At 63.7% G+C, this 26,184-nt stretch carries 21 protein-coding genes; 17 read left to right on the top strand and 4 right to left on the bottom strand.

From position 1 onward, the window contains the following. Positions 1-3 precede the first annotated feature (3 nt). Positions 4-1,449, top strand: a complete 1,446-nt coding sequence (locus RQH14_RS06490) for an NAD(P)/FAD-dependent oxidoreductase (protein ID WP_311212508.1) — start codon at positions 4-6, stop codon at positions 1,447-1,449. Between the two features lie 6 nt (positions 1,450-1,455). Here the strand turns inward: RQH14_RS06490 and RQH14_RS06485 are convergent, their stop codons facing one another. Beyond that, complete coding sequence (locus tag RQH14_RS06485; protein ID WP_311212507.1) at positions 1,456-2,061, bottom strand: NAD(P)H-binding protein; 606 nt, start codon at positions 2,059-2,061, stop codon at positions 1,456-1,458. Between the two features lie 83 nt (positions 2,062-2,144). Here RQH14_RS06485 and RQH14_RS06480 point away from each other — a divergent pair, with 83 nt between their 5' ends. After that, positions 2,145-2,543, top strand: coding sequence for a helix-turn-helix domain-containing protein (locus RQH14_RS06480; protein ID WP_311212506.1), 399 nt, complete (start codon positions 2,145-2,147; stop codon positions 2,541-2,543). 48 nt (positions 2,544-2,591) lie between these two features. On the opposite strand, the gene RQH14_RS06475 is transcribed toward RQH14_RS06480, so the two are convergent. Together RQH14_RS06475 and RQH14_RS06470 are read right to left on the bottom strand one after the other, a co-directional pair. After that, the gene (locus RQH14_RS06475; RefSeq protein WP_311212505.1) at positions 2,592-3,293 is read right to left on the bottom strand and encodes an ABC transporter ATP-binding protein; all 702 of its coding nucleotides are present in this window, start codon (positions 3,291-3,293) and stop codon (positions 2,592-2,594) included. A gap of 24 nt (positions 3,294-3,317) precedes the next feature. Further along, complete coding sequence (locus RQH14_RS06470; protein ID WP_311212504.1) at positions 3,318-4,397, bottom strand: FtsX-like permease family protein; 1,080 nt, start codon at positions 4,395-4,397, stop codon at positions 3,318-3,320. 195 nt (positions 4,398-4,592) lie between these two features. Between RQH14_RS06470 and RQH14_RS06465 the strand changes: the two genes are divergently transcribed. The 7 genes from RQH14_RS06465 (at position 4,593) to RQH14_RS06435 (ending at position 16,513) form a co-directional block, all read left to right on the top strand. Next, positions 4,593-5,870 carry a sensor histidine kinase gene (locus tag RQH14_RS06465; RefSeq protein ID WP_311212503.1) on the top strand — a complete coding sequence of 426 codons (1,278 nt, stop codon included), beginning with the start codon at positions 4,593-4,595 and terminating at the stop codon, positions 5,868-5,870. Further along, positions 5,867-6,523, top strand: a complete 657-nt coding sequence (locus RQH14_RS06460) for a response regulator transcription factor (protein WP_311212502.1) — start codon at positions 5,867-5,869, stop codon at positions 6,521-6,523. The genes RQH14_RS06465 and RQH14_RS06460 overlap by 4 nt, the downstream gene beginning before the upstream one ends. Positions 6,524-6,705: 182 nt before the next feature. After that, positions 6,706-10,551 carry an NPCBM/NEW2 domain-containing protein gene (locus RQH14_RS06455; protein ID WP_311212501.1) on the top strand — a complete coding sequence of 1,282 codons (3,846 nt, stop codon included), beginning with the start codon at positions 6,706-6,708 and terminating at the stop codon, positions 10,549-10,551. 106 nt (positions 10,552-10,657) lie between these two features. Further along, complete coding sequence (locus tag RQH14_RS06450; protein ID WP_311212500.1) at positions 10,658-12,643, top strand: penicillin-binding transpeptidase domain-containing protein; 1,986 nt, start codon at positions 10,658-10,660, stop codon at positions 12,641-12,643. A gap of 87 nt (positions 12,644-12,730) precedes the next feature. Then, a complete protein-coding gene (locus RQH14_RS06445) occupies positions 12,731-14,413 on the top strand; it encodes an ABC-F family ATP-binding cassette domain-containing protein (protein ID WP_089597051.1) in 1,683 nt (560 codons plus the stop codon). 148 nt (positions 14,414-14,561) lie between these two features. Then, positions 14,562-15,329 (top strand): DeoR/GlpR family DNA-binding transcription regulator, encoded by a 768-nt coding sequence (locus RQH14_RS06440; protein WP_311212499.1) that lies wholly within the window; start codon positions 14,562-14,564, stop codon positions 15,327-15,329. Then, positions 15,326-16,513 (top strand): MFS transporter, encoded by a 1,188-nt coding sequence (locus RQH14_RS06435; protein ID WP_311212498.1) that lies wholly within the window; start codon positions 15,326-15,328, stop codon positions 16,511-16,513. The genes RQH14_RS06440 and RQH14_RS06435 overlap by 4 nt, the downstream gene beginning before the upstream one ends. Here RQH14_RS06435 and RQH14_RS06430 read toward each other — a convergent pair. Then, positions 16,458-17,195 carry a phosphatase PAP2 family protein gene (locus RQH14_RS06430; RefSeq protein WP_311212497.1) on the bottom strand — a complete coding sequence of 246 codons (738 nt, stop codon included), beginning with the start codon at positions 17,193-17,195 and terminating at the stop codon, positions 16,458-16,460. The two genes, RQH14_RS06435 and RQH14_RS06430, sit on opposite strands and share 56 nt — an antisense overlap. Before the next feature lie 43 nt (positions 17,196-17,238). Here RQH14_RS06430 and RQH14_RS06425 point away from each other — a divergent pair, with 43 nt between their 5' ends. The 8 genes from RQH14_RS06425 to alr all read left to right on the top strand — a co-directional run bounded on the left by RQH14_RS06425 (position 17,239) and on the right by alr (position 26,179). Next, entirely contained in the window at positions 17,239-18,741 is a 1,503-nt protein-coding gene (locus RQH14_RS06425) for a phosphatase PAP2 family protein (RefSeq protein WP_311212496.1), read from the top strand. A 147-nt stretch (positions 18,742-18,888) separates the two neighbouring features. Beyond that, positions 18,889-19,833 carry an ATP-binding cassette domain-containing protein gene (locus tag RQH14_RS06420; protein WP_311212495.1) on the top strand — a complete coding sequence of 315 codons (945 nt, stop codon included), beginning with the start codon at positions 18,889-18,891 and terminating at the stop codon, positions 19,831-19,833. A gap of 2 nt (positions 19,834-19,835) precedes the next feature. Then, complete coding sequence (locus tag RQH14_RS06415) at positions 19,836-20,687, top strand: ABC transporter permease (RefSeq protein WP_311212494.1); 852 nt, start codon at positions 19,836-19,838, stop codon at positions 20,685-20,687. A gap of 26 nt (positions 20,688-20,713) precedes the next feature. Continuing rightward, positions 20,714-22,003 carry a histidine kinase gene (locus tag RQH14_RS06410; protein WP_311212493.1) on the top strand — a complete coding sequence of 430 codons (1,290 nt, stop codon included), beginning with the start codon at positions 20,714-20,716 and terminating at the stop codon, positions 22,001-22,003. After that, entirely contained in the window at positions 22,000-22,692 is a 693-nt protein-coding gene (locus RQH14_RS06405) for a response regulator transcription factor (protein WP_311212492.1), read from the top strand. Before RQH14_RS06410 ends, RQH14_RS06405 begins: the two co-directional genes overlap by 4 nt. 103 nt (positions 22,693-22,795) lie before the next feature. After that, the gene (locus RQH14_RS06400) at positions 22,796-23,245 is read left to right on the top strand and encodes an Lrp/AsnC family transcriptional regulator (RefSeq protein WP_354231659.1); all 450 of its coding nucleotides are present in this window, start codon (positions 22,796-22,798) and stop codon (positions 23,243-23,245) included. Positions 23,246-23,510: 265 nt separating this feature from the next. Further along, entirely contained in the window at positions 23,511-24,953 is a 1,443-nt protein-coding gene (locus RQH14_RS06395; RefSeq protein ID WP_311212490.1) for an amino acid permease, read from the top strand. A 71-nt stretch (positions 24,954-25,024) separates the two neighbouring features. Beyond that, a complete protein-coding gene (gene alr, locus RQH14_RS06390) occupies positions 25,025-26,179 on the top strand; it encodes an alanine racemase (protein WP_311212489.1) in 1,155 nt (384 codons plus the stop codon). Positions 26,180-26,184: the final 5 nt, after the last annotated feature.

Here is a 26,184-nt window from a genome sequence, read left to right as displayed (position 1 = left end):
GAAATGGGTGATGTCGCCGTCGTCGGAGCCGGTCCGAACGGTCTGGCCGCCGCAGTAGTCATGGCGCGCGCCGGACTGGACGTCCACCTTTACGAGGCCGCTGACGCAATCGGCGGTGGCTCGCGTACCAGTGAACTCATGGAACCGGGCTACCTCTACGATGTCTGCTCCGCCGTCCATCCCATGGCCCTGGCGTCACCGTTCTTCCGCGCCTTCGAGCTTTCCCGGCGGATAGACCTCCGGGTGCCCGAAGTCCAGCACGGCACTCCCTTGGACACAGGCGGTGCGGCGCTGGCGTACCAGTCGCTGGAGCGGACCGTCCTGGAATTGGGCATGGACGGGGAGGCGTACCGGCGGCTCTTAGGGCCCTTGGTGGAGCGGGTCAACGGAGTGGTGGACTTTACCTCCAACCAACTCCTGCGTATCCCGAAGGATCCCATCGCGGCCGTCCTGTTCGGGCTTGCCACCCTTGATCAGGGGACGCCGCTCTGGAGCCGCCGCTTCCGGGAAGATGCGGCTCCCGCGCTGTTGACGGGGGTCATGTCGCACGCCCTGGGCTCGCAACCGTCCCTCAGTTCCACCGGTGCAGGCCTGCTGCTCAGCACGCTGGCCCACGTGGAAGGATGGGCAATACCCGTTGGCGGTTCGATGTCCATCGCGACGGCCATGGCGGACGACCTGACAGCCCACGGCGGGACAATCCACGTGGGTGAACGCGTCGACTCGCTGGATCAGGTCCGGCCTGCGAAGACCATCCTGCTGGACGTCGCTCCGCCCACCTTGGCGAGGCTCGGCGGAACGGAAGTTCCCGACCGCTACAGGCGTGCACTTGAAACATTCCGGTTCGGGAATGCAGCATGCAAGGTTGATTTCATCCTGTCGGGACCGGTTCCGTGGCTGGATTCCGGACTGGCGAAGGCAGGAACCGTCCATGTGGGTGGCTCGCGGCTTGCCATGGCCGAGTCCGAGAACCTGGTGGACATGGGGAAGCACCCCAAACAGCCCTACGTCCTGGTGTCCCAGCCATCGGTGGTGGACCCCACCCGGGCACCGGAAGGCCGCCAGATTCTCTGGTCCTATTGCCATGTGCCTGCCAATTCCACAGTGGACATGGCTGAGGCCGTCACGGCCCGGATTGAGCAGTACGCCCCCGGCTTCCGGGACGTCGTGGTCGCTTCACAAACCACGACGGCGGCGGAATTGGCTGCGTACAACGAGAACTATGTTGGGGGCGACTTCAGCGCCGGCCTCCTGGACCTGCGTGGCCTGGTGCAGCGGCCCGTGGTGTCCAACGTGCCGTGGAGGACGCCGATGCCGGGTGTGTATCTGTGTTCGTCGTCCACTCCGCCTGGGCCGGGTGTAACAGGAATGCCCGGGTACCACGCAGCGAAACATGCCCTCAAGGACATCTTTGGAATGCGGGTACCCGGGCTGGGCCTGGGGCTTTAGCGTGGGCTAGTTGGCGGCCGTGAAACGGGCGCGTCGGTAGGCCGGGCTTTCGATCTCGTCCACCATTGCTACTGCGTAATCCTGCGAAGAGATGCTGTTGCCGGCAGGGGAATCCTTGGCCACGGTGTATTGACCGGTGCGTTCGCCCGGCTGGATGACCGGGGCAGGGGCAAGGACGGTCCAATCAACGGATTCCGGGGTCTGCTTGACGGCCTCGAGGGCTGTTGCGGCGGTGGTCGCCTCAGCTTTGTAGGCCTCCGGGAAGTCCGGTGAATCGAGCAGGCGGACGCCATCGATTTCCAAGGTGCCGGCACCGCCGACGATCATGAGCCGCGTGCCTTCGGCGTTGCTGTAGGCGGTAGCCATGGCATCGAGCCATTCGCCATGGTCGCCGCCGGTGCGGCTGGGGCCCGTAGCCAGCACCACGACGTCGTGCTCTTTTGCGATGGAGGCGAACGCCGGGCCGTCAGCCAGATCCGCGGCCTGCGCGGCAGCGCCGGGAACCTCTGTGCCCTTGCGCGAGATGGCTGTGACCTGGTGGCCGCGGGTGATGGACTCGTTGACGATCTGGCTGCCGACCATGCCCGTTGCGCCGTAGACTGCGATTTTCATAGCTCTCCTTGGGGTTGGTATCCTTGCAATAAGACAACGGTATCCATTGGATACTGATAGCTTCAAAGGAACTGAGTTACCTCGTGGATACTAATAACCTTCCCGGCAACGTCCTGGACCCCAATTGCCCGTCGCGGGTGGTTTTCCAGCGCATCGGCGATAAGTGGGCGTCTTTGGTGATTCAGGTACTCGGGGACGGGCCGGTCCGTTTTTCGGAACTGCGAAAAATGGTCAACGTCGTAACTCCGAAGGTCCTGACCCAAACCTTGCGCACCTTGGAACGCGACGGCCTGATTACACGGACCGTCTACGCACAGGTGCCGCCACGTGTTGAGTATGAGCTGACGGCCCTGGGCGAATCACTGCTGCAGCCGCTGACCATGCTGCGCCAGTGGGCGGAGAGCCACGTCCCCAGCATTCTCGAGGCCCGCGACGCCTACGACGACGCCCAGGACGATGCCCTCCTCGGCTCACCCAACTGAGTCGCAGGTAAGCGCGTTTTGCCGGCTCAAGACGCGCTCTGCTGCGACCTAGTTGGGCTGCGCAGCGGGGACCAACGCGGGGCTGATCCGTCCGTCGCGCATGGTGGCGACTGCATCCGTGAGGGGCAGGAACTCGGTGTCGTGCGTGACCATGACAGTAGCCGTGGAGAACTCATCCGTCACCCGCCGCAGCAGCCGGACGATCGACTCACTGCGTTCATGGTCAAGCGCCGCGGTTGGTTCGTCCACCAGCAGGACAGTGGGGTTGCCCATGAGCGCCCGGGCAATGTTCACCCGTTGTCGCTGTCCCCCTGACAGCTGGTGGGGCCTTTTGTGCGTCGCTGCGGACAGGCCCACAACGTCCAGCAGCCCTTCGGCCGTGCGGCGGGCTTCCTTCAACGGATTGCCCCGCACGTGCTCGCGGATCAGCAACTGCTCGACGGCGGTCAGCGAGGGAAGCAGGTTTGGCTGCTGGAAGATGATGCCCACCTTGTCCCGGCGAAGCGCCGTGCGGTCGGCCTCCTTGAGGGCGGAGACGTCTTGCCCATCGATCACCACCAGCCCGCTACTGGGTTTGACCAGAGTGGCCGCTACGGCGAGCAAGGATGATTTTCCGGATCCGGAGGGACCCACCAGGGACAGGAACCCACCCCTGCTGACGGTGAGGTTGACGGCGTCCAGAGCCTTCAGGACGGAGCCACCATCCGGGTACTCAAGCGAGACGTTGACGAGGTTCAGTGCGTGTGTCACGGTGTATGCCTTTCAGGGAATGTATTAGTTGCCGCCGAGGGCGAGCAGTGGATCCACGGAGGTGACTTTGCGGACCGCGAGAACCGCGCCTGCCAACCCCAGCACAACGATTCCCACCACGGGGACCAGGGTTGTCAGGGGAGTAATCAGGAAGGGAGCGGCCTGGGCGGCGAAGACTCCCCCGGCCAGGCCAATGGCACCACCCACGGCTGCGCCCGCCAGCAGCACCATGGCGGCTTGGGCCAAGGCGTCCTTGAGAACGTACCCCGAGGATGCGCCCAAAGCCTTGAGTACGGCGATATCGCGGGTCCGCTGCACGGTCCAGACCGTCAGGAAGGCAATGATCACCAGTGCGGAGATGCCGTAAAGAAATGCCTGCATCAGCATGAGTGAGCCGTTCTCGCTCTTATACGAGGAAAGTGCCTGGAACGAACCCACGGGATCCGTACTCACCGTGCCGGCCGCCGCGTTGGCGGCGTCGAGGTCCAAGGAGGTCCCGGCGTCGTGCGTGACGGCGAGAACGGTAGCAGTACCCGGGGCCGCGTGCGCGATGGTCCGCCAGGAATCAAGGGTGGTCCAGATGACGCCGGTGTGCGAGTACCACTGGTCCTCCACAACGTCGGCCACGGCCAGCTCCGTGCCCCCAACGCTGACACGACTGCCGGGAGTCAGGGACAGATCCTTGGCCAGGGATTCGCCGATGATGACGCTCCCGTCCTTCACAGTGGCTGGGGCGGGCCCACCGCCAAAGACCGCAACGTTCGCGGTGCCGCCAGGGGCACCGGCATCGTCCAGGGACTGGAACCGGCTTTGGCTGATCCCCAGTGCTTGCGTTGACGTGACGCCCGGCTGTTCCCGCCAGGCTTCGAGTTGTGTCGTGGACACCTCAGACTCGGTGTACGACGCCTTCGGCTCACCGCCTGCGGGGGCGCCAAACACGATTTGCTGCACGGGCAGCGTCGCAATGGCCGACGTCGACTGGTTGCCCAGGCCTGCCGTCAGCCCGGACAGCATGACGAGGAGCAAGGTGATCAGGGCGACCACGCTGCCCATGAGCGCGAAGCGGCCCTTGGCAAAACGGATGTCGCGGATGGCGAGAAACATCAGAATCCTTTGCTTGATTGCGGGCTTGATCCCGGTACTTACAACCATTCCGGTGATGGTGCCCCGGCACATCGGGAGCCGGATGGATCAGCCGGCGACGAGAGGTTGGGATGGCGATCATCCGAATGGTTGATTCACGCGTAGGGACGTCGAATACGGAGCCTGCGCGGACTTGCCGGGGATACGCTGGGAGGCATGCAGTCCACCGGCGCCGCCACCATCCTTCGCGTGCTGCGGGTGTCCCTGCACGTCGGCTTCGCGGTGCTGCTGCTGGTGGCGGTTGTTCGCTTGCTGACCGGAGTTGGAACGTCCGGGGCGCCATCGCCGGTGGCCGTGGCGGCGGGGCTGGGGTTATCTGCCTTGCTGGCCCTGGTGTATCTCGCTGGCACAATCCTTGAGAAGCGCCACGCCGCCGAGGCCTCCCGTTTCAACCCCACGCCGTATGCGCGGTGGTGGTTGGCCGTGGTCATGCTGCTCTGGTTGCTGCTCCTGCTGGTCAGCGGGGACTTCGCCTGGGTGGCCTTTCCCCTGTTCTTCCTGCTGCTCCACCTGCTCCCCCGGAGGCTTGCCCTCCCTGCCATCGCGCTGAGCACGGCGCTGCTGGTGGGTGCTCTGTGGTTCCATAGCCGGGGATCGGCAGGCGGCGGATTGCAACTGGCCATGGTCCTGGGGCCGGTGTTTGGGGCCGTCTTCGCAGTGGTCACCGGGCTGGCCTACCGGGCGCTGTTCCTGGAAGCCGAGAACCAGCGAACCGTTGCCGACGATCTCCGGCGGACGCGCGCCGAACTTGCGCAAACCCAGCACGACGCCGGCACGCTGGCTGAGCGTGAACGGCTGGCCCGCGAAATACACGACACCCTGGCCCAGGGATTCTCCAGCATCATCTTGATGGGCAGGTCCGCTGAGAAAGCCTTGGATGACGGGGATCCACAGGCGGCCAAGGAGCGGCTCAGGATTGTCCAGGACACGGCGTCCACCAATCTTGCGGAGGCGCGGAGTTTTGTCCGGGGCCTGCGGTCGCCCGATCTGGAGCAGTCCGGCCTGGTGGAGACCCTGCGCAGGCTCTGCGGGAAGACCGAGACCGAAGCCGCTGCCAGGGGGACATCCCTTCGATGCCGGTTCCAGCTGGTGGGGACGCCCGTTGAACTTCCGAACACGTACCAGACCACCCTGCTCCGGGCCGCCCAGGCTTCCCTCGCGAACGTGTGGGCACACGCCCACGCACGTGCCGCCGTCGTGACCTTGTCCTTTCTGGGCACTGAGGTGACCTTGGACGTTTTCGACGACGGCGTGGGTTTTGAGCCGTCGACGGCGGACGGTACAGCGCGTGGTGACGGCACCGGTGTCGGACTCGCAAGTTTGCGTGAGCGGCTGGCCGCGCTGGAAGGCAGCCTGGAGATTGAATCGGCGCCTGGCGAAGGAACAGTGGTGGCCGTCCGTGTGCCGCTGCCGGCGGATGATGGTGTGTCATGAGCGAAATCCGGGTCTTGTTGGTGGATGACCATCCCGTGGTCAGGGCCGGGCTCCGCGCCATGCTGGCGGACTTCCCGGGCGTCACGGTAGTTGCTGAGGCGTCCGACGGCGACGCGGCGCTGGCTGAGTTGGGCAAGCTCCACGCACTCGGGGAGCCGGTGGATCTTGTGCTCATGGACCTGCAGATGGGCAGTGGCATGGACGGGGTCACGGCCACCGGGAAAATCAAGGCAGGAGAGGCCGGAACTCCCCCGCCGCCAGTGCTGATTCTGACCACGTACGACACCGATGCCGACATCCTTGCGGCAGTGGAAGCGGGTGCCAGCGGCTACATGCTCAAGGACGCTCCGCCCGAACAGATCCGTCAGGCTGTGTTGTCTGCGGCCGCCGGTCAAACTGCGCTGGCACCTGAGGTTGCGGCACGTCTTATGGGCCGCATCCGGAATCCAGCCCCGACGTTGAGCGCCCGCGAAGTCCAACTGCTGGAGCTGCTCGCCACGGGGATGAGCAACAGGGCCATGGCCAAGCAACTCTTCATTTCCGAGGCCACCGTGAAGACACATTTGGTGCATATCTACTCGAAGCTCGGGGTGGATAACCGCACGGCCGCCATTGCAGTGGCAACGCAGCGCAGGATCATCCGCGGGCGCTGACTTCACCCAACTGAGTCGCATTTCAGGTCGTTCTGAGCGCTCAATACGGCTTTAACTGCGACCTAGTTGGGTAGGTCAATTTTGGTGAAACGGTTGACCTTTGGGCATTTTGCAGTGACGATTAGTGCACGTTTCGCTATGAGTTAGATCACAAAGAGTCACTCGTCGAAAGTTGGCCCCACATGTCCGCACCCTCCTTGGGTCTGTCCGGAGTTGTCCCCAACAGCTCCGGACGCACCACCAAAGGTTCGTTAGCCAGGAAGGCCGCTGCACTCGGCCTCGCCTCATTACTCCTCGCGGGAGCCATTCCCGCACTGTCCTTCGCTGCAGCGAACGCCGCTCCCGGCGATCCCGCGTCGATCAAAACCGTCACCCCCGAAGTACCTGTCGATGCCGCCGGAGTACCACTCGGGGCGGTGACGGGCTTTACCCAGTCCGGCAACATCGTGAACCTTTCCACCGAAAAGGGCGCCATCCGCGTCACGTTCCTGGACGACGGCAACTTCCGCCTGGAAGCTGACCCCAGCGGAACCTTCACGGATCCCGCCAACACGGATCAAGGCGACCCGGCCAGGACCGCCAATATCGTGGTGGGCAAGGACAAGTTCCCGGGCGTCACCCCTGCTGTCACTGACGGTGACTGGCTGGTCCTGAAGACCGCAAAGATCAGCGTCGCGATCAACAAAGCCACCACCCAACTCCGCGTCGTCAGGGCTGACGGTTCACTGGTCCTGGAGGAATCCGCGCCCATGACCTTCGGAGCCAACTCCGCCACCCAGCACCTCGCCCAGCAGGATGGGGAGCAGTTCATCGGCGGCGGCATGCAGAATGGCCGCTCCGTGCACACCGGCGCCCTGATCAACATCGCGAAAAACTTTGACTGGGACGACGACGGCTATCCCAACGCCGTGCCGTACTACATGTCCTCCAACGGCTATGGCGTCCTGCGCGACACATTTGCCCGCGGCTCCTACAACTTCGGCGGCCAGCCCACCACCACGCATGAGGAAAAGCGCTTTGACGCCTACTACTTCGTGGGCGACTACAAGCAGTCGTTGGGTGCTTACACCACGCTGACCGGGAAGCCGATGATGCCTCCGGTCTACGCTCTGGAATACGGCGATGCCGACTGCTACAACCGCTCCAATCCGGGCTATTCGTCCTCCGGCTATGGCGATCCCGACGGCGCCAAGCAGCGCACGCCGGACGCCATCAAGACCGCGCGGAAGTTCGTCGAGAACGACATGCCGGCCGGCTGGATGCTGGTCAACGACGGTTACGGCTGCGAGTACCAGCAACTCCCGGAAACCGTCAGCAACATCGAGGAAGAAACCGACCTCAAAGTTGGCCTCTGGACCCAGCGCTCCTTGACCAACCAGGAGTATGAAGTGGGCGAAGCCGGCGTCCGGCTGCGGAAGCTCGACGTCGCCTGGGTGGGCCAGGGTTACCGCCAAGCACTCACCGGGTGCGAAGCTGCGCACGGCGGGATCGAGCAATACTCCAACGCCCGCGGCACCTCGCTGATGGTGGAAGGTTGGGCCGGCTCCCAGCGTTGCGGCATGCAGTGGACGGGTGATCATTCAGGAAACCTCGACGCCGTCCGCTGGCAGGTCTCTGCCCTCACCGGTGCCGGCAACTCGGGTCTGGCGTTCACCACCGGCGACGTTGACGGCATCTTCGGCGGATCCGCCGAGTCCTACGTCCGTGACCTTCAGTGGAAAGCTTTTGCCCCGGCGCTCTACTCCATGTCCGGCTGGGCCGCCACGGACAAGCGTCCGTGGCTCTACGGCGACGAGGCCACGGCCATCAACCGCCAGTACCTGCAGCTCCGCCAGCAATTGATGCCCTTTATTTACACGCTGGCTCAGGAATCCTCCACCACCGGCGTTTCGATGATGCGCTCCATGGCCCTCGAGTTCCCTGACCAGCAGTGGTCCTACGGGGCCGAGGCCAACAACCAGTTCATGCTCGGCTCCGATTTCCTGGTGGCTCCGGTCTTTACCCAGACCGATGTCCGCAACGGCATCTTCCTTCCGGAAGGCCAGCAGTGGGTGGATTACTGGACGGGCAAGCTCTACCAGGGCGGTCAGATCCTCAACGGCTACAACGCGCCGCTGGACAAGCTTCCGGTCTTCGTTCGTGCAGGCGCGGTGATCCCACAAGGCATCGTGGCCCGCAATGCTTCCTTGGTTCCCGAAGATTCCATGATCACTTTGGATGTCTACGCCAAGGGCCAGGACACGTTCACTCTCTACGAGGACGACAAGGTCACCCGCGAATTCAAGGACGGCAAGGCATCCAGCCAGGTCTTCACCGTGGATGCTCCCGGTACGGGCAACAGCAGCGTGAAGGTCTCCATCGGAGAGCGGAAGGGCGACTACACGGGCAAGGCAGCAGCCCGTCCCTACGAGCTCAAGGTTCACGCGGGCGCAGCACCCAAGGATGTGAAGATCGGCGGCACCAAGCTCGCCCAACACTCCACCCAGGCCGCCTATGCTGCAGCAACCACGGGCTGGTACTTCGACGAAGCCAACAACGGCACCATCTGGGTGAAGACGGGCTCCCTCGCCTCCAACCAGTCGGCCACCGTGCAACTCCAGCAGGCCGGTCCACTGGGCGGCAAGAGCCAGGAGGACACCGCGGCTGAAGTTCGGGTGACCACCGGCGAGCAGGTCTTCCAGGACCAGGAAACCACTGTCACTGCGGCGTTCGTGAACACCGGAACCAAGGCAAAGACCAACGTGGTCCTGACGCCGGTGCTCCCTGAAGGCTGGACCGTGGTCTCTTCTTCAGGCGCCACTGCCGCCAAGGTCGACGGCGGTGCCACAACCACGGCAACGTTCGTCATCAAACCCGGCTCCAGCGCGAAGGCGGGCCAACAGACCGTGCGGGTTTCGGCGTCGTACGCTGCCTCCGGCTCAACCCAGTCGGTGACCGGCGGGAACCAGATCTACGTCGCCTACGGTTCCCTGGCAGCGGCGTACAACACCGTCTCGGTGACCACCGTTGCGGGCAAGGCCCTCGGAAACTTCGACGGCGGAGGGGCCACCTTCGCTGCCGAGCAGCTGGCCGCCGCTACGGTTCCGGCAGGCGGTGTCCGCCCGGGGAGCCCGGTAACGGTAGACGCCGGAAAGCCTACGCAGGTGGACTACACCTGGCCTTCCGTTGGACCGGACGTACCCAACTCCGTGGCACTCTCTGCCCAGACCATCGCCGTCACGGGCAAGGGAACGCACCTGGCCGTCCTCGGATCTGCCGCGGTGGGCAACGGCACCAGCCCCACCCTGACCCTGACATATGCCGATGGGAGCATGGAAAAGCAGTCCATCTTCTTCCCCAACTGGCTGCAGCCCTCCGTGCTGAACGGCGCTGTCCTGGCCGTGTCCGAACAGGGTCGCAACAACGCCAACGGTCCGTCACCGGAATACACGCAGTACAAGTATCAGGCGTTCTCCAACACCGTCCGGTTGAACCCCACCAAGGAACTGGCATCCGTCACGTTGCCGACAGACACCCGGGTGAAGTTCTTCGATTGGAAAGTGACCTCACAGCCCTTGCCGAATGTGCCGGTGGGCTCCGTGTACGCCTCCGAAACCCCGTGGGTCCAGGCCTTGAACGGTTACGGCGTGATCGGCAAGAACGTGGCCAACAAGGACGCCGCGTCGTCCCCGGACAAGCCGCTGGCCATCAATTACACGGACCCCGTAACCGGGCAGCAGCCCGTGTTCGCCAAGGGTCTGGGGGTCCACGCTGCCTCGAAGATCACGTACTACCTCGGCGGCAAGTGCACCTCGTTTACCTCGCAGGTGGGCCTTGAGAGCGGCTTCGGTGGCAACATCATCTTCAAGGTCAATGCCGACGGCGTGAACAAGTACCAGTCGCGCACCTACACCCCCGGGTTCGCTCCTGAGTCGGTGTCTGTTGACCTGACGGGCGCGGCCTACGTGGAACTGGTGGTGGACCCTTCCGGTTCCGTCAACGGCGCGCACGGTGTCTGGGGTGATGCAAAGTTCACCTGCGCTCCGTAATTTGATGTTCCTGACAGCCGTCGCTTGCCGCCTCTTCCCGGGGCTGGCTGGCGGCGGCTGTCCGCTTCCCGGGCACGACAAGAAACTGTCAGGGGAACGGGGCATAATGTGCCAAATGGGGAAACTGAAAATGCAGCAGGGTTTTGTCCTTGGTCTCGTAGCGCTAGTGATGGCTGGTTCACTGACGGCCTGCGACGACGGTCGCGCCGGTGCGGAGGGAGCAGCCAAGCAGTTCGCCTCCTCCCTGGCAGCGCTCGACGTCGGTTCGCTCGCCGTGGAGGGCAAGGACGCTGCCGCGGCCAACGATGAACTCAAAGCCGTCTTCGAGGGCTTGGGCGCGAAGCCGTCGGTTGCCTCCGGGGACGTGAAGCTGGACGGCGACACCGCAACTTTCCCCCTTAACTACAGCTGGAACATTGGCTCGGCCAAGTGGGAGTACAGCTCCGACGCCACGCTGAAGAAGTCGGGTGACAAATGGGCCGTTCAGTGGAGCCCTGCCCTGCTTGCGCCGCAACTCTCCGACGGCGAGACGTTGTCCGTCAAGACCGTTGCCGCCCAGCGCGGCCAGATCCTCGGCGCTGGGGACGCCCCCATTGTTGAGGACCGCCCAGTATTCCGGGTAGGCGTCGACAAAACCAAGGTTCCCGCTGAACAAGCGGACGCTTCTGCCCGTGCCATGGCGGCTTTGCTCGGCTTGGATGCCGAAGAGTATGCCAAGCAGGTGGCTGCCTCCGGACCACAGGCCTTTGTGGAGGGATTGGTCCTCCGCGCTTACACCGCTGACATCACTGAGGCCAAGATCAAGGCCATTCCCGGTGGCGTCAGCATCCTGGACTCCATGGCATTGGCACCCACACGCACGTTTGCCCGCGCCTTGCTGGGGAGCGTCGGCCAAGCCAACGCGGAGCAGATCGAGAAATCCAATGGCGCCCTGCGCGCCGGCGACACCACGGGAACCGGCGGACTGCAGCAAAAGTACGACACCCTGCTGCGTGGCAAAGACGGCGTTGAGGTAGTGGCCACCCCCGCTGAAAAGACCGACGGCGAAACCCCCGGCACCAAGGTGTTCTTCTCGTCCCTTCCCTCGCCCGGCACCACGCTCAAGACCACCCTGGACCTGAAGCTTCAGCAGTTGGCCGAGGAAACGTTGGCTGGAATCGAACCGGCTTCCGCCATCGTGGCCCTCAGGCCCTCCACAGGTGCCGTTCTGGCTGCAGCGTCCGGACCCGGAAGTAACGGCTACAACACTGCACTCCTGGGACAGTACGCACCCGGATCCACCTTCAAGATGGTTGATTCGCTGGCGATGTTCCGCAACGGTGCCACTCCGGATTCCAAGGTGGAGTGCCCGTCAACGCTCGTAGTGGACGGCCGCACCTTCAAGAACGCCGAAGGCTACCCCGAAACATCACTGGGCTCCGTCGCCCTGAGGGACGCGTTTGCGCACTCCTGCAACACTGCCTTCATCAACGCCCGCGAAACCGTCAGCCAGGACCAACTTGAATCCGCTGCCCAGGCTTTGGGCGTGGCCGTTGAAGCCCCCAAGCTGGGCGCGGATGCTTTCCTTGGATCGGTTCCCGGGGCTGCAGAAGGAACCGAGCACGCCGCGTCCATGATCGGCCAGGGCAAGGTCCTCTTCTCGCCGCTCTCGGCCGCTGTCATGGCCGCTTCCGTCGCCAACGGAGCCCCGGTTTCACCGCAGCTCGTCCTGAATGCCGACGCCGCGCAGGACCCCAGCGGTGCTGCGGCCCCGGAAAGCGGCTCGGCCCCGCCGTCGTCCGCTTCCGCAACGGCAAGCGCTGCACCGGCGTCCACGACGCCGATCACCAAGGAAGAGGCCGCTTCGCTGGCCGACATGATGCGCGCCGTGGTCACGTCCGGGCACGCAGGGTTCCTGGCCGAGGTGCCCGGCGCGCCCGTGGGAGCGAAGACCGGAACCGCGGAATTCGGCAACGACAACCCACCCAAGACCCACGCCTGGATCGTGGCGACCCACGGGGACCTGGCAGTCGCAGTCTTTGTTGAAGACGGCGGGCTGGGAGCCACCACCAGCGGGCCGTTGTTGAAGTCGTTCCTGACTGCGGCGGGCTGATACCGCAGGGTACCGGCGTAGGGGAAGTTCCGCCGTCGAGCGTTAATGCCGTCGAGCGTTAATACCGTGCCGTGGGAGGATTGAAACGTGGCCCATATTGACGTTTCCGGCATCGACTACTTCCTCTCCGACGGCACCCAGCTGCTCAACGGGGTGACCTTCAAGGTCCCCGATGGCACCAAGACGGCGCTGATCGGACCGAACGGAACAGGCAAGACGACACTGTTCAAGATCATCTCCGGCGACCTCACGCCGGACGAAGGTGTTGTGGGCCGTTCAGGGAACATGGGCATCATGCGGCAGTTCGTGGGCCAGGTTCGTGACGAATCAACCGTCCGCGACCTCCTCGTTTCCACGGCCCAGGCCGGCCTCGCGGCTGCTGCCAAGGCGGTGGAGGACGCGGAGCTGGCCATGATGGAGCACGACGACGAGCCCACCCAGATGAAATATGCCCAGGCGATCGTGGACTGGGGCGATGCCGGCGGGTACGACGTCGAGACCGTCTGGGACGAAGTCTGCATGGCCGCCTTGGGGATTTCCTTCGACAAGGCGCAGTTCCGCCGCGCTTCGACGCTGTCCGGCGGCGAGCAGAAGCGTTTGGTGCTGGAAGCCCTGTTTGCCGGCCCGGATGAGCTGCTGCTCCTGGACGAACCGGACAACTACTTGGATGTGCCCGGCAAGCGTTGGCTGGAGGGGAAGCTCAACGAGTCCAAGAAGACCGTGCTGTTCATCAGCCACGACCGTGAACTGCTGAACAATGCTGCGGGTCGCATCGTGACACTCGAGCCGGGGATCAACGGCGCCTCAGCGTGGATCCACGGCGGCGGTTTCGGATCCTACGTGGAGGCACGCGCGGACCGTAACGCCCGGTTCGAGGAACTCCGCAAGCGCTGGGACGAGGAGCACGTGAAGCTCAAAGAACTCGTGAACATGTATAAGAACAAGGCCGCTTTCCGCTCCGACATGGCCAACCGGTACCAAGCTGCGCAAACCCGCCTCGCAAAGTTCCTGGAAGCCGGGCCGCCCGAGGCCTTGCCGATCGAGCAGAACGTCAAGATGCGCCTCAAGGGTGGGCGAACGGCCAAGCGTGCCGTAGTAGCGGAGAAGCTCGAACTGACCGGACTCATGAAGCCTTTCTCCACGGAGATCTGGTTCGGTGACCGCGTAGGCGTGCTCGGCTCCAACGGTTCCGGCAAGAGCCACTTCCTGCGGCTCCTTGCCACCGGCGGCACCGATCCGGAGCGCGAGCACCTGCCCGTGTCCGACGTCGTTATTGCTGAAGTGCCGCACGAAGGAACCGTGAAGCTTGGGGCCCGCATCCGGCCCGGATTCTTTGCGCAGACCCATGTCCGGCCTGATCTGTTGGGAAGGACACTGCTGGAGATCCTGCATCGCGGTGACGAGCACCGTTCCGGACTCGCCCGCGAGGCTGCGGCCGGCGCCCTGGATTCGTACGGCTTGGCCGGTCAGTCCGAGCAGAAGTACGAGTCCTTGTCCGGTGGCCAACAGGCCCGCTTCCAGATCCTGCTGCTGCAGCTGTCCGGGGCCACCCTGTTGTTGCTGGACGAGCCAACCGACAACCTTGACCTGCACTCCGGTGAGGCCTTGGAGCGTGCCATCGACTCCTTCGAAGGCACCGTCCTTGCGGTCACGCACGACCGCTGGTTCGCCAAGTCCTTTGACCGGTTCATGATCTTCGGCTCCGACGGCAAGGTCTACGAATCCGAGGAACCCGTCTGGGATGAGAAGCGCGTCGAGCGCGCCCGATAACGCTCACTCACCTACCGTCGGTTTTCCGCGAACGCTCTTGCACTTGCTGCAGGAGCGTTTCGCTTTAAGCCATGGGATGTGAGAGAGGGTTGGTGCGCAAATGATCATCAATGGTGATTAAATGCGCAGTCCTTGCTACCTTTGAAACATGGGAACTGCTGACCGCCACCGGCTCATTGGCGAGCTGCTGCGCACCCGCGAACAAGCCACCGTGGATGAACTCGTGGACGCCACGGGAGCATCGGGTGCCACGATTCGTCGTGACCTTGAGATCCTTGCTGCCAACGGCGTGCTGAAGCGTGTCCACGGCGGGGCCCGCAGCTTGCTGGCGCGCGGAGACAACCCCGGGTACGGGCAGCGCGAGCTGGAAGACCACCAGGCCAAGACCCGCATAGCGGAGGCTGTTGCCGGACTCATCAACGACCGCGAGCATGTGTGGCTGGACAGCGGATCCACCGCCACGGAGATCGCGCGCCGGTTGGGCGCCCGGGATCTCACGGTGATGCCCATGTCCCTTCACGGCGTTGAGGCCCTGACAGGGCCACAATCCGGCAGGACTCCCCAGCTCATCCTCCCCGGCGGCAGCCTCATCCCGGGCGAGCAGTCGTTCCGGGGACCCATGGCCGAAGCCAACATCCGCTCGCTCAGGTTCGACACCGCCGTCGTGACCCCGTGCGCACTTAACCTCAAAGACGGCCTTTTGGCCCACGACCTTGATGATGCGGCCGTGAAACGCGCCGGCCTGGAATCCGCAGCGCGGGTGATTGTGGCCTCCGCAGGCAGCAAATGGAATGCCAGCGCAGTAGCTTTGGTCGCAGCCATGGACGCCGTGGACGTGATCGTGACCGACCAAAAACCATCCCCCGAAGATCTTGCCCGGCTCAATAAACTCTCCGTGGAAGTTGTGATTGCATGACCACCAACACCAGAAGCACCACCAACGTCAATGCCGCGGCGGTGGCGACGTTCCTGATCTTCGGCATGAACGGGCTGGTGTTCGCCAGCTGGGCTGCACGCATCCCGGCGGTGACGGAGGCGCTCAGCCTGACCTCCGGCCAGATGGGCACCTTGCTGCTGTGCACCGCCGTCGGGTCCTTGCTGGCGCTGCCGTCGGCCGGTTGGGTGGTGGGCAGGATCGGCACGGCCAATACGGTGCGTGTGGCGGGCATCGTGGCGGGAGCTGCGGGCGCAGGAATTGCCTTCTCGCTGATGGCAGCTTCCGTTCCGGGCACAGCGGTAGCTCTGTTCTTCTTCGGCATCGGCATCGGATTATGGGATGTCGCCCAGAATATTGAAGGCGCCGACGTTGAGCACCGGCTCAAGCGCACCATCATGCCGCAGTTCCACGCCGCCTTCTCCGGCGGAGCTTTCCTTGGCGCCCTGATCGGTGCCGGCCTTTCGCAGCTTGGCGTCGGCCTGCCTCAACACTTGCTGGTTATCGCAGCCATTGCGGTGGTCCTGGCGCTGACGGTTCCCCGATACTTCCTGCCGCACGAGGCCGCAGAAGTCCACGACGACGGCGCTCCGGTTGCGAAGGGACCTTCGGCTTGGCGGGATGGCAGGACGCTGTTGATCGGCGTCGTAGTCCTGGGAGCCACACTGACCGAAGGCGCTGGCAACGACTGGATCGCGAAGGCTGCTGTGGATGGGCTTGGCGCCTCGGAATCCACGGGTGCGCTGCTGTTCGCGCTCTTCGTCCTGGCGATGACCATCATGCGGTTCTTCGGTGGCAAAGCGATCGACAGGTTTGGCCGCGTGAGCGTGCTGCGGGCCAGCATGGCGGCAGCCGCCGTGGGCCTGGCGTTGTTTGTCTTCGCGGGAAACGTCATTCTGGCCGGCATTGGTGCGGCATTGTGGGGCATCGGCGCGGCGCTGGCCTTCCCCATGGGCATGTCAGCCGCCGCGGACGACCCCAAGCATGCCGCGGCACGGGTTTCGGTGGTTTCCACCATCGGCTACGTCGCCTTCCTGGCGGGTCCGCCGCTCTTGGGCTATTTGGGCGACCACACAGGAATCCACCTGGCTTTGCTGGCCATCGGAGCGCCTATTCTGCTCGCTCTCCTGCTTGCAGGCGTCGCGAAGCCTTTGCCGCCCAAATAGTCCGGCCGTCAGCCAATTCATTCTCCTTGACGCATATATCCCGGAATCGCCACCACATGATCAGGACGATTCCGGCAGCAAGGCAGGCACCGCCAAGGACATCGCTCAGCCAATGAGCCGAGAGGTAGGTGCGGCTCAGCATCATGGCCAGGACACCCATGGCGGCCACTAAAGTCATCCACCAGCGTCCCAGCAGGATGGCCAGGACCATGAGGAACGCAGTGGTTGCCGATACATGCCCTGAGGGGTATGAGCAGGTATCGGTCAGGACCTGGGCACCCTGGGGCCTGTCCCGACCCACCACGGCTTTGGCCAGCTGCGTGAGCGCCAGGGCGGTGATTCCGGAGGTGGCAGCAAAGACTGCTCCCAAGGGCCGTTGCCAGATCAGGAGCGCTAGGGCGAGGATGACGTGGAAAACCAGGATCCCCGCGTAACCCGCCCAATTGAGTACTGCATTCACGCCGTCCCAAAAGGGTGACTGCAAAGTAAAGGTGAAGGCCTGCCATGAGGTGTCAACGCCGTTGAACGCAGGCTCGCCCTGTCCAGCCAGGATCATGATGCCCGGCACCACGAAGGCACAGAGCAGCAGCACGGACGGGACAACCAGTTGCCACCCGGGCTGTTGACGGGGAAGCAGGACACGAATCATCCATTCATCGTAGCCACGGCAGGCGGATGGCATGGGCTGCCCCTCGGCGGGGTTGTGCAGGCGTTACTGTGAAGTAATGCGAGGCTTCGTGGGCAAGGCCCCCAGACGAGTTGCAGGATTCGACCACTTCCTGGTCCGGGCTGTCTCCAGGCAGCCCCAAGGTGACCATGATGTCTTCTTCAGGAGGCTTTCGTCCGCGGCCACCAAGGGAAAGCTCTGGTTCGGGATTGCGGGAATCATGTCCGCGTTCCCCGGAAAGCCGCGCAGGGCGGCCCTTCATGGCGTGTTGGCCTTGGGCGTTGCTTCAGGCGTCACCAACGTCATCTTTAAGCGGGCACTCCCCCGGCGGCGCCCGCTTCCTGAACACCTGCCGCTGTTTCGCTTCGTCAATCCGCAACCCACCAGTTCTTCCATGCCATCAGGGCATTCTGCGTCCGCGGTAGCTTTCGCTGTGGGCGCCGGGATGGTTTCGCCGGCGCTCGGCGCAGTGCTGGCACCCATTGCCGCCGGTGTGGCCTATTCCCGCGTTCATACGGGAGCTCATTGGCCCTCTGATGTGGTCTTCGGTTCTGCCTTGGGGGCAGGCGCGGCGCTACTGACGCGCAGGTGGTGGCCCGCCCGGCCCGCCGAGCCAACGCCCCGCCGAACGCCTGCGGAGGCGCCCGCAATCGCCGACGGCGAGGGGCTGAGTATTGCGGTCAACGTCCTGGGTGGGTCCTACTCTCCAGAAACCGCGGAGCTTCTCACGGTCATATTCCCTAAAGCACATATACACGAGATTGCAGAGGGGGACGACGTCGCCGCGGAAATTGATGCGGCTGCCGCCCGGCCCGGGACCGTTGCCCTGGGCGTGTGGGGCGGTGACGGAACGGTTGGCACCGCCGCCGCGGCCGCCGTCGAACATTCACTGCCGCTGCTGGTACTGCCCGGCGGAACCCTCAACCACTTTGCCCGTGACGTGGGCACCAGCTCGATCGATGACGCCATCGAGGCGGTGACCAAGGGGCAGGCGGCCTCCGTTGACATGGGCCATGTAGTTGTGCAGCGCGGCTTGCCCGAGACGCCGGAAACCACGGAGTTGGCCATGTTGAACACCGCCAGCGTAGGCGTGTATCCCAACCTGGTTCGTCGCCGCGAACGACTGCAGCCGGCTATGGGTAAGCCGCTGGCCAGCGTGGTGGCATCGCTGCGCACCTTCGGGGTGAACTCGCCCACCACGCTCACCGTGGATGGGGTGAAACACAAGCTCTGGATCCTTTACATGGGCAGGGGCAGGTTCTATCCCAGCGACCATGCACCCCTCCGCAGGCCCGTGCTTGATGACGGTGTGTTTGACCTCCGCATGATCACGGCGGACGAGCCGTTCGCCCGGGCGCGGCTGTTGTGGGCCGTCATCACCGGCACTGTGGCAGCGTCCAAGGTTACCCACCTGACCGAGGCCACCACCATCACCGTCGAGGCGATCGGACAGCCCCTGGTCCTGGCGGTGGACGGCGAACCGAAGCCCGGGGTGCGCAGCGCCACCTTCACCGTGAAACCACGCAAACTTCGCGTGTACTCGCCGCTCCCGGCCGGCTGAACCGGCGAGGGTCATCCGCGAGGACTACCCTGACTGAACCCTGAATCATCCCTGAGACCGGCGATTAACGTCCCCGCCATGAGTAGCGTGGTGAGTACATTCAAAACTCATCCGCACAGTCATGTGCTCCGAGGAGGGAACGCTTCCATGATCGAAGCAAAAGGCCTGACCAAGGTCTACGGCGAGAAGACCGCCGTCGGCGGTGTCAGTTTCACTGTCCAGGCCGGACGCGTGACCGGCTTCCTGGGCCCGAACGGTGCCGGCAAGTCCACCACCATGCGCATGATCATGGGGCTGGACTCTCCGTCGTCGGGCTCTGTGACGGTGAACGGTGAACCTTTCGCCCAGCACAAAGCACCGCTCCGCGAAATCGGCGCCCTCCTGGACGCCAAGGCAGTCCATACGAGCCGCACCGCCTACAACCACCTGCTCGCCATGGCAGCGACGCACAGCATCCCCAAGAGCAGGGTCCGCGAAGTCATCGAAATGACCGGCCTGGGCGATGTCGCAAAGAAGAAGGTCAAGGGATTCTCGCTCGGAATGGGTCAGCGCCTCGGCATTGCCGCTGCGCTGCTGGGCGATCCGCAGACCATCATTCTTGATGAGCCCGTCAACGGCCTGGATCCTGAAGGCGTGGTGTGGGTCCGCAACCTCGTGAAGTACCTGGCCTCCGAGGGTCGCACGGTCTTCCTTTCCAGCCACCTCATGAGCGAGATGGCACTGACGGCAGACCACCTGATCGTGATCGGCCGCGGCAAGATCATTGCCGATGCGCCCATCGCCGAAATCATTACCGGCAAAGGCCAGGCACGGACCCGTGTCCGCACTGACCAGCCGGAACGCCTCATGCAACTCCTGGCCGGTACCGGGGTTTCCGTGGAGGTCCACGAACGCGAGCTCCTCGAGGTGTCCGGACTGGACCCCCGGGGCATCGCCAGGACCGCCCTGGAAAACCAAGTCATGGTGTACGAGCTCACCCCGCTCCAGGCGAGCCTGGAAGAGGCGTACATGGAACTGACCAAGGACGAGGTGGAATACCACTCGCACATCACCACCGGGGCCACGGTTCCCGCCCAGGCCGGAGGGAAATAGACATGAGCACCACCACTATGGACCGCAAGTCCATCCGTAACTCCGTCGGTCCGGGACCGGCATTCCACCGCGTGCTGAACTCGGAATTCATCAAGTTCCGCACCCTGATGTCCACGCTGATCCTGCTGGCTTCCACCGCGATTGTCATGGTTGGCTTCGCGGCCCTCGCAGCATGGGGGACGGGAAGTTTCGCAGAGCAGGCAGCGCAGGATCCCGAAGCCGCAGCAGCAATCGCCGCGCAGGGTGGGGACCTCGCCGTCAGCATTCCTACCTCGGGAATCTCGTTCGCGCAGCTCATTCTTGGTTCCCTGGGCGTCCTGCTCATGAGCTCCGAGTTCACCACGGGCATGGCACGCTCCACTTTTGCCGCCGTACCCAAGCGGCTTACGCCTTTCGTGGCCAAGCTCATCGTTGTAGTCGTGAGCGCCTTCCTCCTCACGGCCGTCTCCACTTACATTGCGGGCCTCGTTTCGCTGCCGATCGTGGATAACTACGGTCTTGAGCTGGATCTTGGCAGCTCCCAGTCCATCAAGCTGCTGCTGGTCAACAGCATCTACGTTGCTGCCGTGGCCGCTATTGGCATGGCACTCGGAACCATCGTCCGCAACTCTGCAGGCGGCATCATGAGCCTGGTCGGCATCTTCTTCGTCCTGCCGATCGCTTTCCAGCTCATCCCCGGCGACTTCTTCAAGGAAGCCAGCAAGTACCTGCCCACCAGCACGCTCAGCCCGCTGACCGCCGTCGAGCACGTCCCGGAAACGCTGGAAGCCTGGCAGGCCGCGCTGGTCCTGGGTGCCTGGGTTGTTGTACCGGTTGCACTGGCGATGATCCTGCTGAAGAAGCGGGACGTCTAGGACGGGTTGCCGTCTAGGCTCAATCCATGACTGAAGCTCCACAGGTGAAGGACGCGTCCGCCGCTACGGTGGACGCGTCCTTCGCTGAAATCACCCAGCGCCGCAGGGGCCGTATCCGGCGCTACTTCTACAAGCGCCCGCGCGCCATGGACGCTGTGGTGGTCCTCTGCTACGTGCTCCTGGCCCTGCCCACCATCATCACCTCCATCACTGAAGGCAAGTGGCTGGTGGTGGCACTGCTGCTGATGATCGCGGCCGTGCTGACGTTCAGGCGCCGGTACCCGCTTCAGGTGGTCGCCGCCGTCGTCCTTCTCGAGGTTGCGGCCACCATCCTGAACCCGTGGGGTTCCAACGTCTCAGCGGGCCTGTGGTTTGCGCTGTACGCCGTGGCATCCATCAGGAAGCGCAGCCTTGCTTTGGTGGTGTTTGTTGCCGCCAGCCTGCCCCTGAGCCTGCTTTACCTGTTCATGTGGACGAGTCCCGCGGGCATGGACACGTTGCAGGAGGTCCCGGAGAATTTTCACCTGATCAACAACATCGCCACGGCGGTGACCATTATGTTGTCCAACCTCCTGGCCACCGGCATCGGTATTTCCGTCCGCCAGCGGCGGGAGCATGAGGCCGAGATCGCCGCATGGGCGGCCCGCACCACCCACCTCGGCAAAGTGACCGAGCGGAACAGGATCGCTCGCGAGATGCACGACGTCGTGGCACATTCCCTGACGGTGATGATCAGCCTGTCGGACGGTGCTGCCGTGGTGGTCAAGAAGAATCCAGAGCGCGCCGGCGAGGTCCTGGGCGAATTGTCCCGGACCGGCAGGGCCGCCTTGGCCGACATGCGCCGCGTGCTGGGCGTCCTTCGCGACGACTCCGGGCGGCCTGCACCGCTCACGCCCCTGGAATCCGGTCACAACCTCTCCAAACTCCTGGATGGCTTCCGGACCGCGGGCCTGCCTCTGCATTATGCGCACTCAGGTCCCGGATTACCGGCCGATCCCGCCTTTGAACTCACCGTCTACCGGATTGTGCAGGAGTCGCTGACCAATGTCCTGCGGTACGGCCGCTCACTGAGCCGCGTTGACGTCCAGGTGGCCCGCGACGCCGACCTGGTCACCATTGACGTGCACGACGACGGCCGCGGAACCTTGGAGGGTGGCAGCGAACCCGTGGGCAGCCTGGGCACCGGGCAGGGCATCGCGGGAATGAATGAACGCGCCGGAATCTATGCTGGAATCGTTACTGCCGGTCCCAGTAAAAGGGGAGGCTGGGCAGTTCACGCCGAGCTCCGCTGGGCCGGCGACAAGGGGGAATCATGACAGAAGACATCATCAAAGTGCTGCTCGTGGATGATCAGCCGCTGCTTCGGATGGGCTTCCGGCTCATCCTGGAAGGCGAGGACGACTTCCACGTGGTGGGTGAGGCGTCCGATGGCGTCGAAGCCGTACGCCAGGTGGAAGCACTCGCGCCGGATGTGGTCCTCATGGACGTGCGGATGCCCACCATGGACGGGATTGAGGCGACGCGCCGGATCTCGGACTCCGGGTCCGAGGCACGGGTCATCATCCTCACCACCTTTGACCTCGATGAGTACGCCTTCACCGGTTTGCAGGCCGGCGCCTCCGCTTTCCTGCTCAAAGACGTTGCCCCCTCGGAACTGGTCCACGCTGTCCGCCTCGTGGCCAGCGGCGATGCTGTGGTGGCTCCCCGGGTGACGCAGCGGCTCCTGGAGACGTACGTTCGTGGCGGAGCAGTACCCGGGCAGTCACCAACTCCCCACCGGGACCCGTTGCTGGACGATCTCACGCCACGCGAAACCGAGATCCTCACCACCATCGCCGAGGGCCTGTCCAACGCGGAGATCGCCCACAAATTCTTCCTCTCCGAGGCGACCGTGAAGACCCACGTCCGCCGGATCCTGAGCAAACTCCAGTTGCGGGACCGGGTGCAGGTGGTGGTTTACGCCTACGAGACCGGGCTTGTGGTGCCGAGCAACCCGGACTACTGAGTAGGGAAAACGCCCCGCGGACTTGTGGAAGTATCATTTCTTCGTGGGCCTTTCGGCCGAGGCAGGGGCTGTTGTTCCTGCAGGGGTAGGTGGAAAGGGACACATGGAGCGGGCTGGTCTGGACGGCATCGATCAAAGGATCCTCGCGGAACTCACCAAAAATGCCCGCGTCCCTCACGCTGAACTTGCCGGCAAGGTCCTTCTGTCCAGGAATGCGGTGCGGCAGCGGATCGACCGCATGGAGCGGCAGGGGTATATCCAGGGCTACACAGTGGTGGCTGGAGTAGACGCCGAATCCCTGGTTTCCGCCTTCCTGATGGTTTACCGCAAGGACCGGATGCGGGGGGCCGACGTCCTGAACGAACTCCGATCCATACCCGAAGTGGTCCTGTGCGATGTTCTCAGCGGCGACTTTGACCTCATTGTCCGCGTCGAAGCGCGATCCCTTGGCCGCGTCCAGGAGATCTGGGAGCAGATCGCTGCCCTTCCCGGAGTGAGCGACACCGTGACGGCAATGACCTTGTCCAACGTCATCCGACGGGCTTCCCTGTAGGAGTTTTGCCAGGTGAAGGCTCGGAGTCCGTCACGCCTCCGCGCAACCATGAGTGATCGGGCCCCAATGCAGGGGCATTCTGACCATTGAAAGTTCACATCGCCATGCCCGCGGCGCAAAGTGTGCGTTATTCGCATTCATAAATGTTTTTAATGACTAAAGTCACCCGATCTATGTTACCTTCGTCACTACAAGCGCCCCCACGGCTCCCCGCCCGGAAGTCCTCGGCGTACCGTTCGCACCTGTCACTTAACGGAGACAAGACATGGAATCTTCTACACCCCTGAAACTGGATCACCCAGCCGATACCCCCTTGGCTCCGCCGGAACCCGGGTTGCGCCGCTCCATGGGGCCACGGCACCTGATCATGATCGCCATGGGAGGTGTGATCGGTTCAGGGCTTTTCCTGAGCTCGGGCTACACCATCTCGCAAGCGGGTCCGCTGGGGGCCGTGATCGCCTACTTGGTTGGCGCCTTCGTGGTCTACCTGGTGATGGCATGCCTTGGCGAGCTCGCCATTGCCTACCCCGTCTCCGGTGCCTTCCACATCTACGCGTCCCGCTCGATCGGCCCGGCCACCGGCTTCGCTACCGCCTGGCTCTACTGGCTCTGCTGGGCAGTGGCCATCGGATCTGAGTTCACAGCCTCAGGTTTGCTCATGCAGCGCTGGTTCCCCGATGTTGAGGTCTGGGTGTGGTGCCTCGTCTTCGCTGCCATCCTCTTCGGCTTCAACGCTTTCTCCTCCAAGTTCTTCGGGGAATCCGAGTTCTGGTTCTCCATCGTCAAAGTGGGCGCGATCATCGCGTTGATCGTCTTCGGCGGGGCTGCACTGTTTGGATTCCATCCCCTCGCAGAGTCCGGCAACCACCCATTCCTCTTCGAGAACTTCAACACCTCAGGCGGCCTCTTCCCCAACGGTTTCACCGGCGTCCTGGTCACCGCCCTGGCCGTCTTCTACGCCTTCTCCGGCTCTGAACTGATCGGCGTTGCCGCTGGGGAGACCAAGGACCCTGCCAAGAACATCCCCAAGGCCATGCGCAGCACCGTTATCCGGCTCCTGATCTTCTTTGTGGGCGCCATTGCCGTCATCGCCGCAACGGTCCCTTACGACCAAGTTGGATTGGATGAAAGCCCGTTCGTCACGGTTTTCTCCTCTGTGGGCATCCCGTTCGCGGCGGACATCATGAACTTTGTCATCATCACCGCGCTGTTGTCAGCGGGGAACAGCGGCTTGTTCTCCTGTGCACGAATGCTCTATTCGCTGGCCGATGAAGGACACGGCCCCAGGGCACTCAAGAAGCTGACCCGGCGAGGAATACCCCTGATTGCCCTTTCCGTCAGCATGGTGGGTGGGCTGGCATCCCTGGTCAGCAGTGTGGCTGCACCGGAGACCGTCTACCTGGCCTTGGTGTCCATTGCCGGATTCGCGGTGGTGGGAGTCTGGATGTCCATCACTGCCTCACATTTCTTCCACCGGAGGGCATTCATCCGGAACGGCGGAAAGGTGGCTGATCTGGCCTACAAGGCCCCCTTCTTCCCGGTGCTGCCCATTCTGGCCTTTACCCTCTGCCTTGTATCCCTGATCGGTATAGCCTTCGACCCCACCCAGATCGCTGCGCTGTACTTTGGTGTTCCGTTCGTTGCAGCCTGCTACCTGTTCTTCCACTTCCGCTACGGCCCGAAGGCCAAGGCAAAGCGTTCGGCCTGATTCGAGATTGGCCATGCGTCACGGCCGGGCTGCATGCCCGGCCGTGTTCGCCATTTCCGGGGGACATCAAAATGAATGCGAATGAAAACCTCTCTGCGGCGACGGACAATCTTTCCAGTTGGCTTGAGATTGACGGCGCCGCCTTCGACGCAAATGTCCGGTCCATGCTGGCGATGCTCCAAGGCAGGGCTCTGTTGTGCGCCGTGATCAAGTCCGACGCCTACGGGCACGGTGCGGACCTGCTGCTGCCGTTCCTGGTGGCGTCCGGGGTTCCGTACATAGGGGTTGGCACCAACGCGGAAGCAGGGCTTGCCCGGGCGCATGGGTTCAACGGGAGGCTGTTGCGGGTCCGGGCCGCGGCACCGCAGGAGATCAGGGCGGGCCTGGCCCACGGTATCGAGGAACTTGTTGCCGATCCACAGAGTGCGTGGGAAATGAGCAGGATCGCCGCAGGGGAGGGGCGGGTTCTGCGTGTGCACCTGGACATCAATTCCTCGGGAATCAGCCGTCACAGCCTCGATGTGTCCTCGCCATTGGGACGGGCCTCCGCAGTGGGAATCGTCAGTCATCCGCAGTTGGAGCTTGCTGGCATCATGACGCACTTTCCACAGGATGACGTTGACCACGTGAAGCACGCCCTGAGCCGCTTCAAAGCCGAAGCGAACGCAATCCTTCACGAGGCGGGAATACCCCGGCGCGATGTCCTGCTGCATGCCGCGAACTCCTTTGCGGCCCTGAACGTCCCCTCGGCCTGGTTGGACATGGTGCGCACGGGCGCTGCGCTCTACGGTGATTCGGATCCGGGGCACGCCATGTTCCAAAGGTGCATGACGTTCAAAGCCAGGATCGGGTCTGTCAATGGCTACCCGGCGGGAAGCGGCGTGGGATACGGGCTCACCCATACTCTTGCGACGGATTCACGCCTCGCAACGGTCACCGTGGGCTACGGCGATGGGTATCGACGCTCACTAGGCCGGAGGGGAAATGTGCTGGTCCGTGGACAACGGGTGCCGGTGGTGGACATCATCTCCATGAACTCCATGGTCGTGGACGTCACTTCGGTGAGGGAGGTCCGGCCGGGGGACGAGGTGGTCCTCTTCGGTGGGCAGGACGGCGGAAAAATCACGGTAGGAGAACTGGAAGCGGCGAATGCCGCGATACTCGCTGACCTCTACACCGTGTGGGCCAGCAGGACCCGTGTCCTTGCAGCGGACGCCACCGTGTGAGAATG

Source organism: Arthrobacter sp. WCS2018Hpa-7, assembly GCF_031843805.1.
GTDB lineage: Bacteria > Actinomycetota > Actinomycetes > Actinomycetales > Micrococcaceae > Arthrobacter.
This window is presented reverse-complemented; position numbering and strand designations above follow the sequence as displayed.

Excerpts from the sequence above, each read along its gene's own strand:
- RQH14_RS06490 (WP_311212508.1), top strand. The coding sequence starts at position 4 with ATGGGTGATGTCGCCGTCGTCGGAGCCGGTCCGAACGGTCTGGCCGCC.
- RQH14_RS06485 (WP_311212507.1), bottom strand. The coding sequence starts at position 2,061 with ATGAAAATCGCAGTCTACGGCGCAACGGGCATGGTCGGCAGCCAGATC.
- RQH14_RS06470 (WP_311212504.1), bottom strand. The coding sequence starts at position 4,397 with ATGTTTCTCGCCATCCGCGACATCCGTTTTGCCAAGGGCCGCTTCGCG.
- RQH14_RS06465 (WP_311212503.1), top strand. The coding sequence starts at position 4,593 with ATGCAGTCCACCGGCGCCGCCACCATCCTTCGCGTGCTGCGGGTGTCC.
- RQH14_RS06460 (WP_311212502.1), top strand. The coding sequence starts at position 5,867 with ATGAGCGAAATCCGGGTCTTGTTGGTGGATGACCATCCCGTGGTCAGG.
- RQH14_RS06455 (WP_311212501.1), top strand. The coding sequence starts at position 6,706 with ATGTCCGCACCCTCCTTGGGTCTGTCCGGAGTTGTCCCCAACAGCTCC.
- RQH14_RS06450 (WP_311212500.1), top strand. The coding sequence starts at position 10,658 with ATGTGCCAAATGGGGAAACTGAAAATGCAGCAGGGTTTTGTCCTTGGT.
- RQH14_RS06440 (WP_311212499.1), top strand. The coding sequence starts at position 14,562 with ATGGGAACTGCTGACCGCCACCGGCTCATTGGCGAGCTGCTGCGCACC.
- RQH14_RS06435 (WP_311212498.1), top strand. The coding sequence starts at position 15,326 with ATGACCACCAACACCAGAAGCACCACCAACGTCAATGCCGCGGCGGTG.
- RQH14_RS06430 (WP_311212497.1), bottom strand. The coding sequence starts at position 17,195 with ATGCCATCCGCCTGCCGTGGCTACGATGAATGGATGATTCGTGTCCTG.
- RQH14_RS06425 (WP_311212496.1), top strand. The coding sequence starts at position 17,239 with ATGCGAGGCTTCGTGGGCAAGGCCCCCAGACGAGTTGCAGGATTCGAC.
- RQH14_RS06420 (WP_311212495.1), top strand. The coding sequence starts at position 18,889 with ATGATCGAAGCAAAAGGCCTGACCAAGGTCTACGGCGAGAAGACCGCC.
- RQH14_RS06415 (WP_311212494.1), top strand. The coding sequence starts at position 19,836 with ATGAGCACCACCACTATGGACCGCAAGTCCATCCGTAACTCCGTCGGT.
- RQH14_RS06410 (WP_311212493.1), top strand. The coding sequence starts at position 20,714 with ATGACTGAAGCTCCACAGGTGAAGGACGCGTCCGCCGCTACGGTGGAC.
- RQH14_RS06405 (WP_311212492.1), top strand. The coding sequence starts at position 22,000 with ATGACAGAAGACATCATCAAAGTGCTGCTCGTGGATGATCAGCCGCTG.
- RQH14_RS06400 (WP_354231659.1), top strand. The coding sequence starts at position 22,796 with ATGGAGCGGGCTGGTCTGGACGGCATCGATCAAAGGATCCTCGCGGAA.
- RQH14_RS06395 (WP_311212490.1), top strand. The coding sequence starts at position 23,511 with ATGGAATCTTCTACACCCCTGAAACTGGATCACCCAGCCGATACCCCC.
- alr (WP_311212489.1), top strand. The coding sequence starts at position 25,025 with ATGAATGCGAATGAAAACCTCTCTGCGGCGACGGACAATCTTTCCAGT.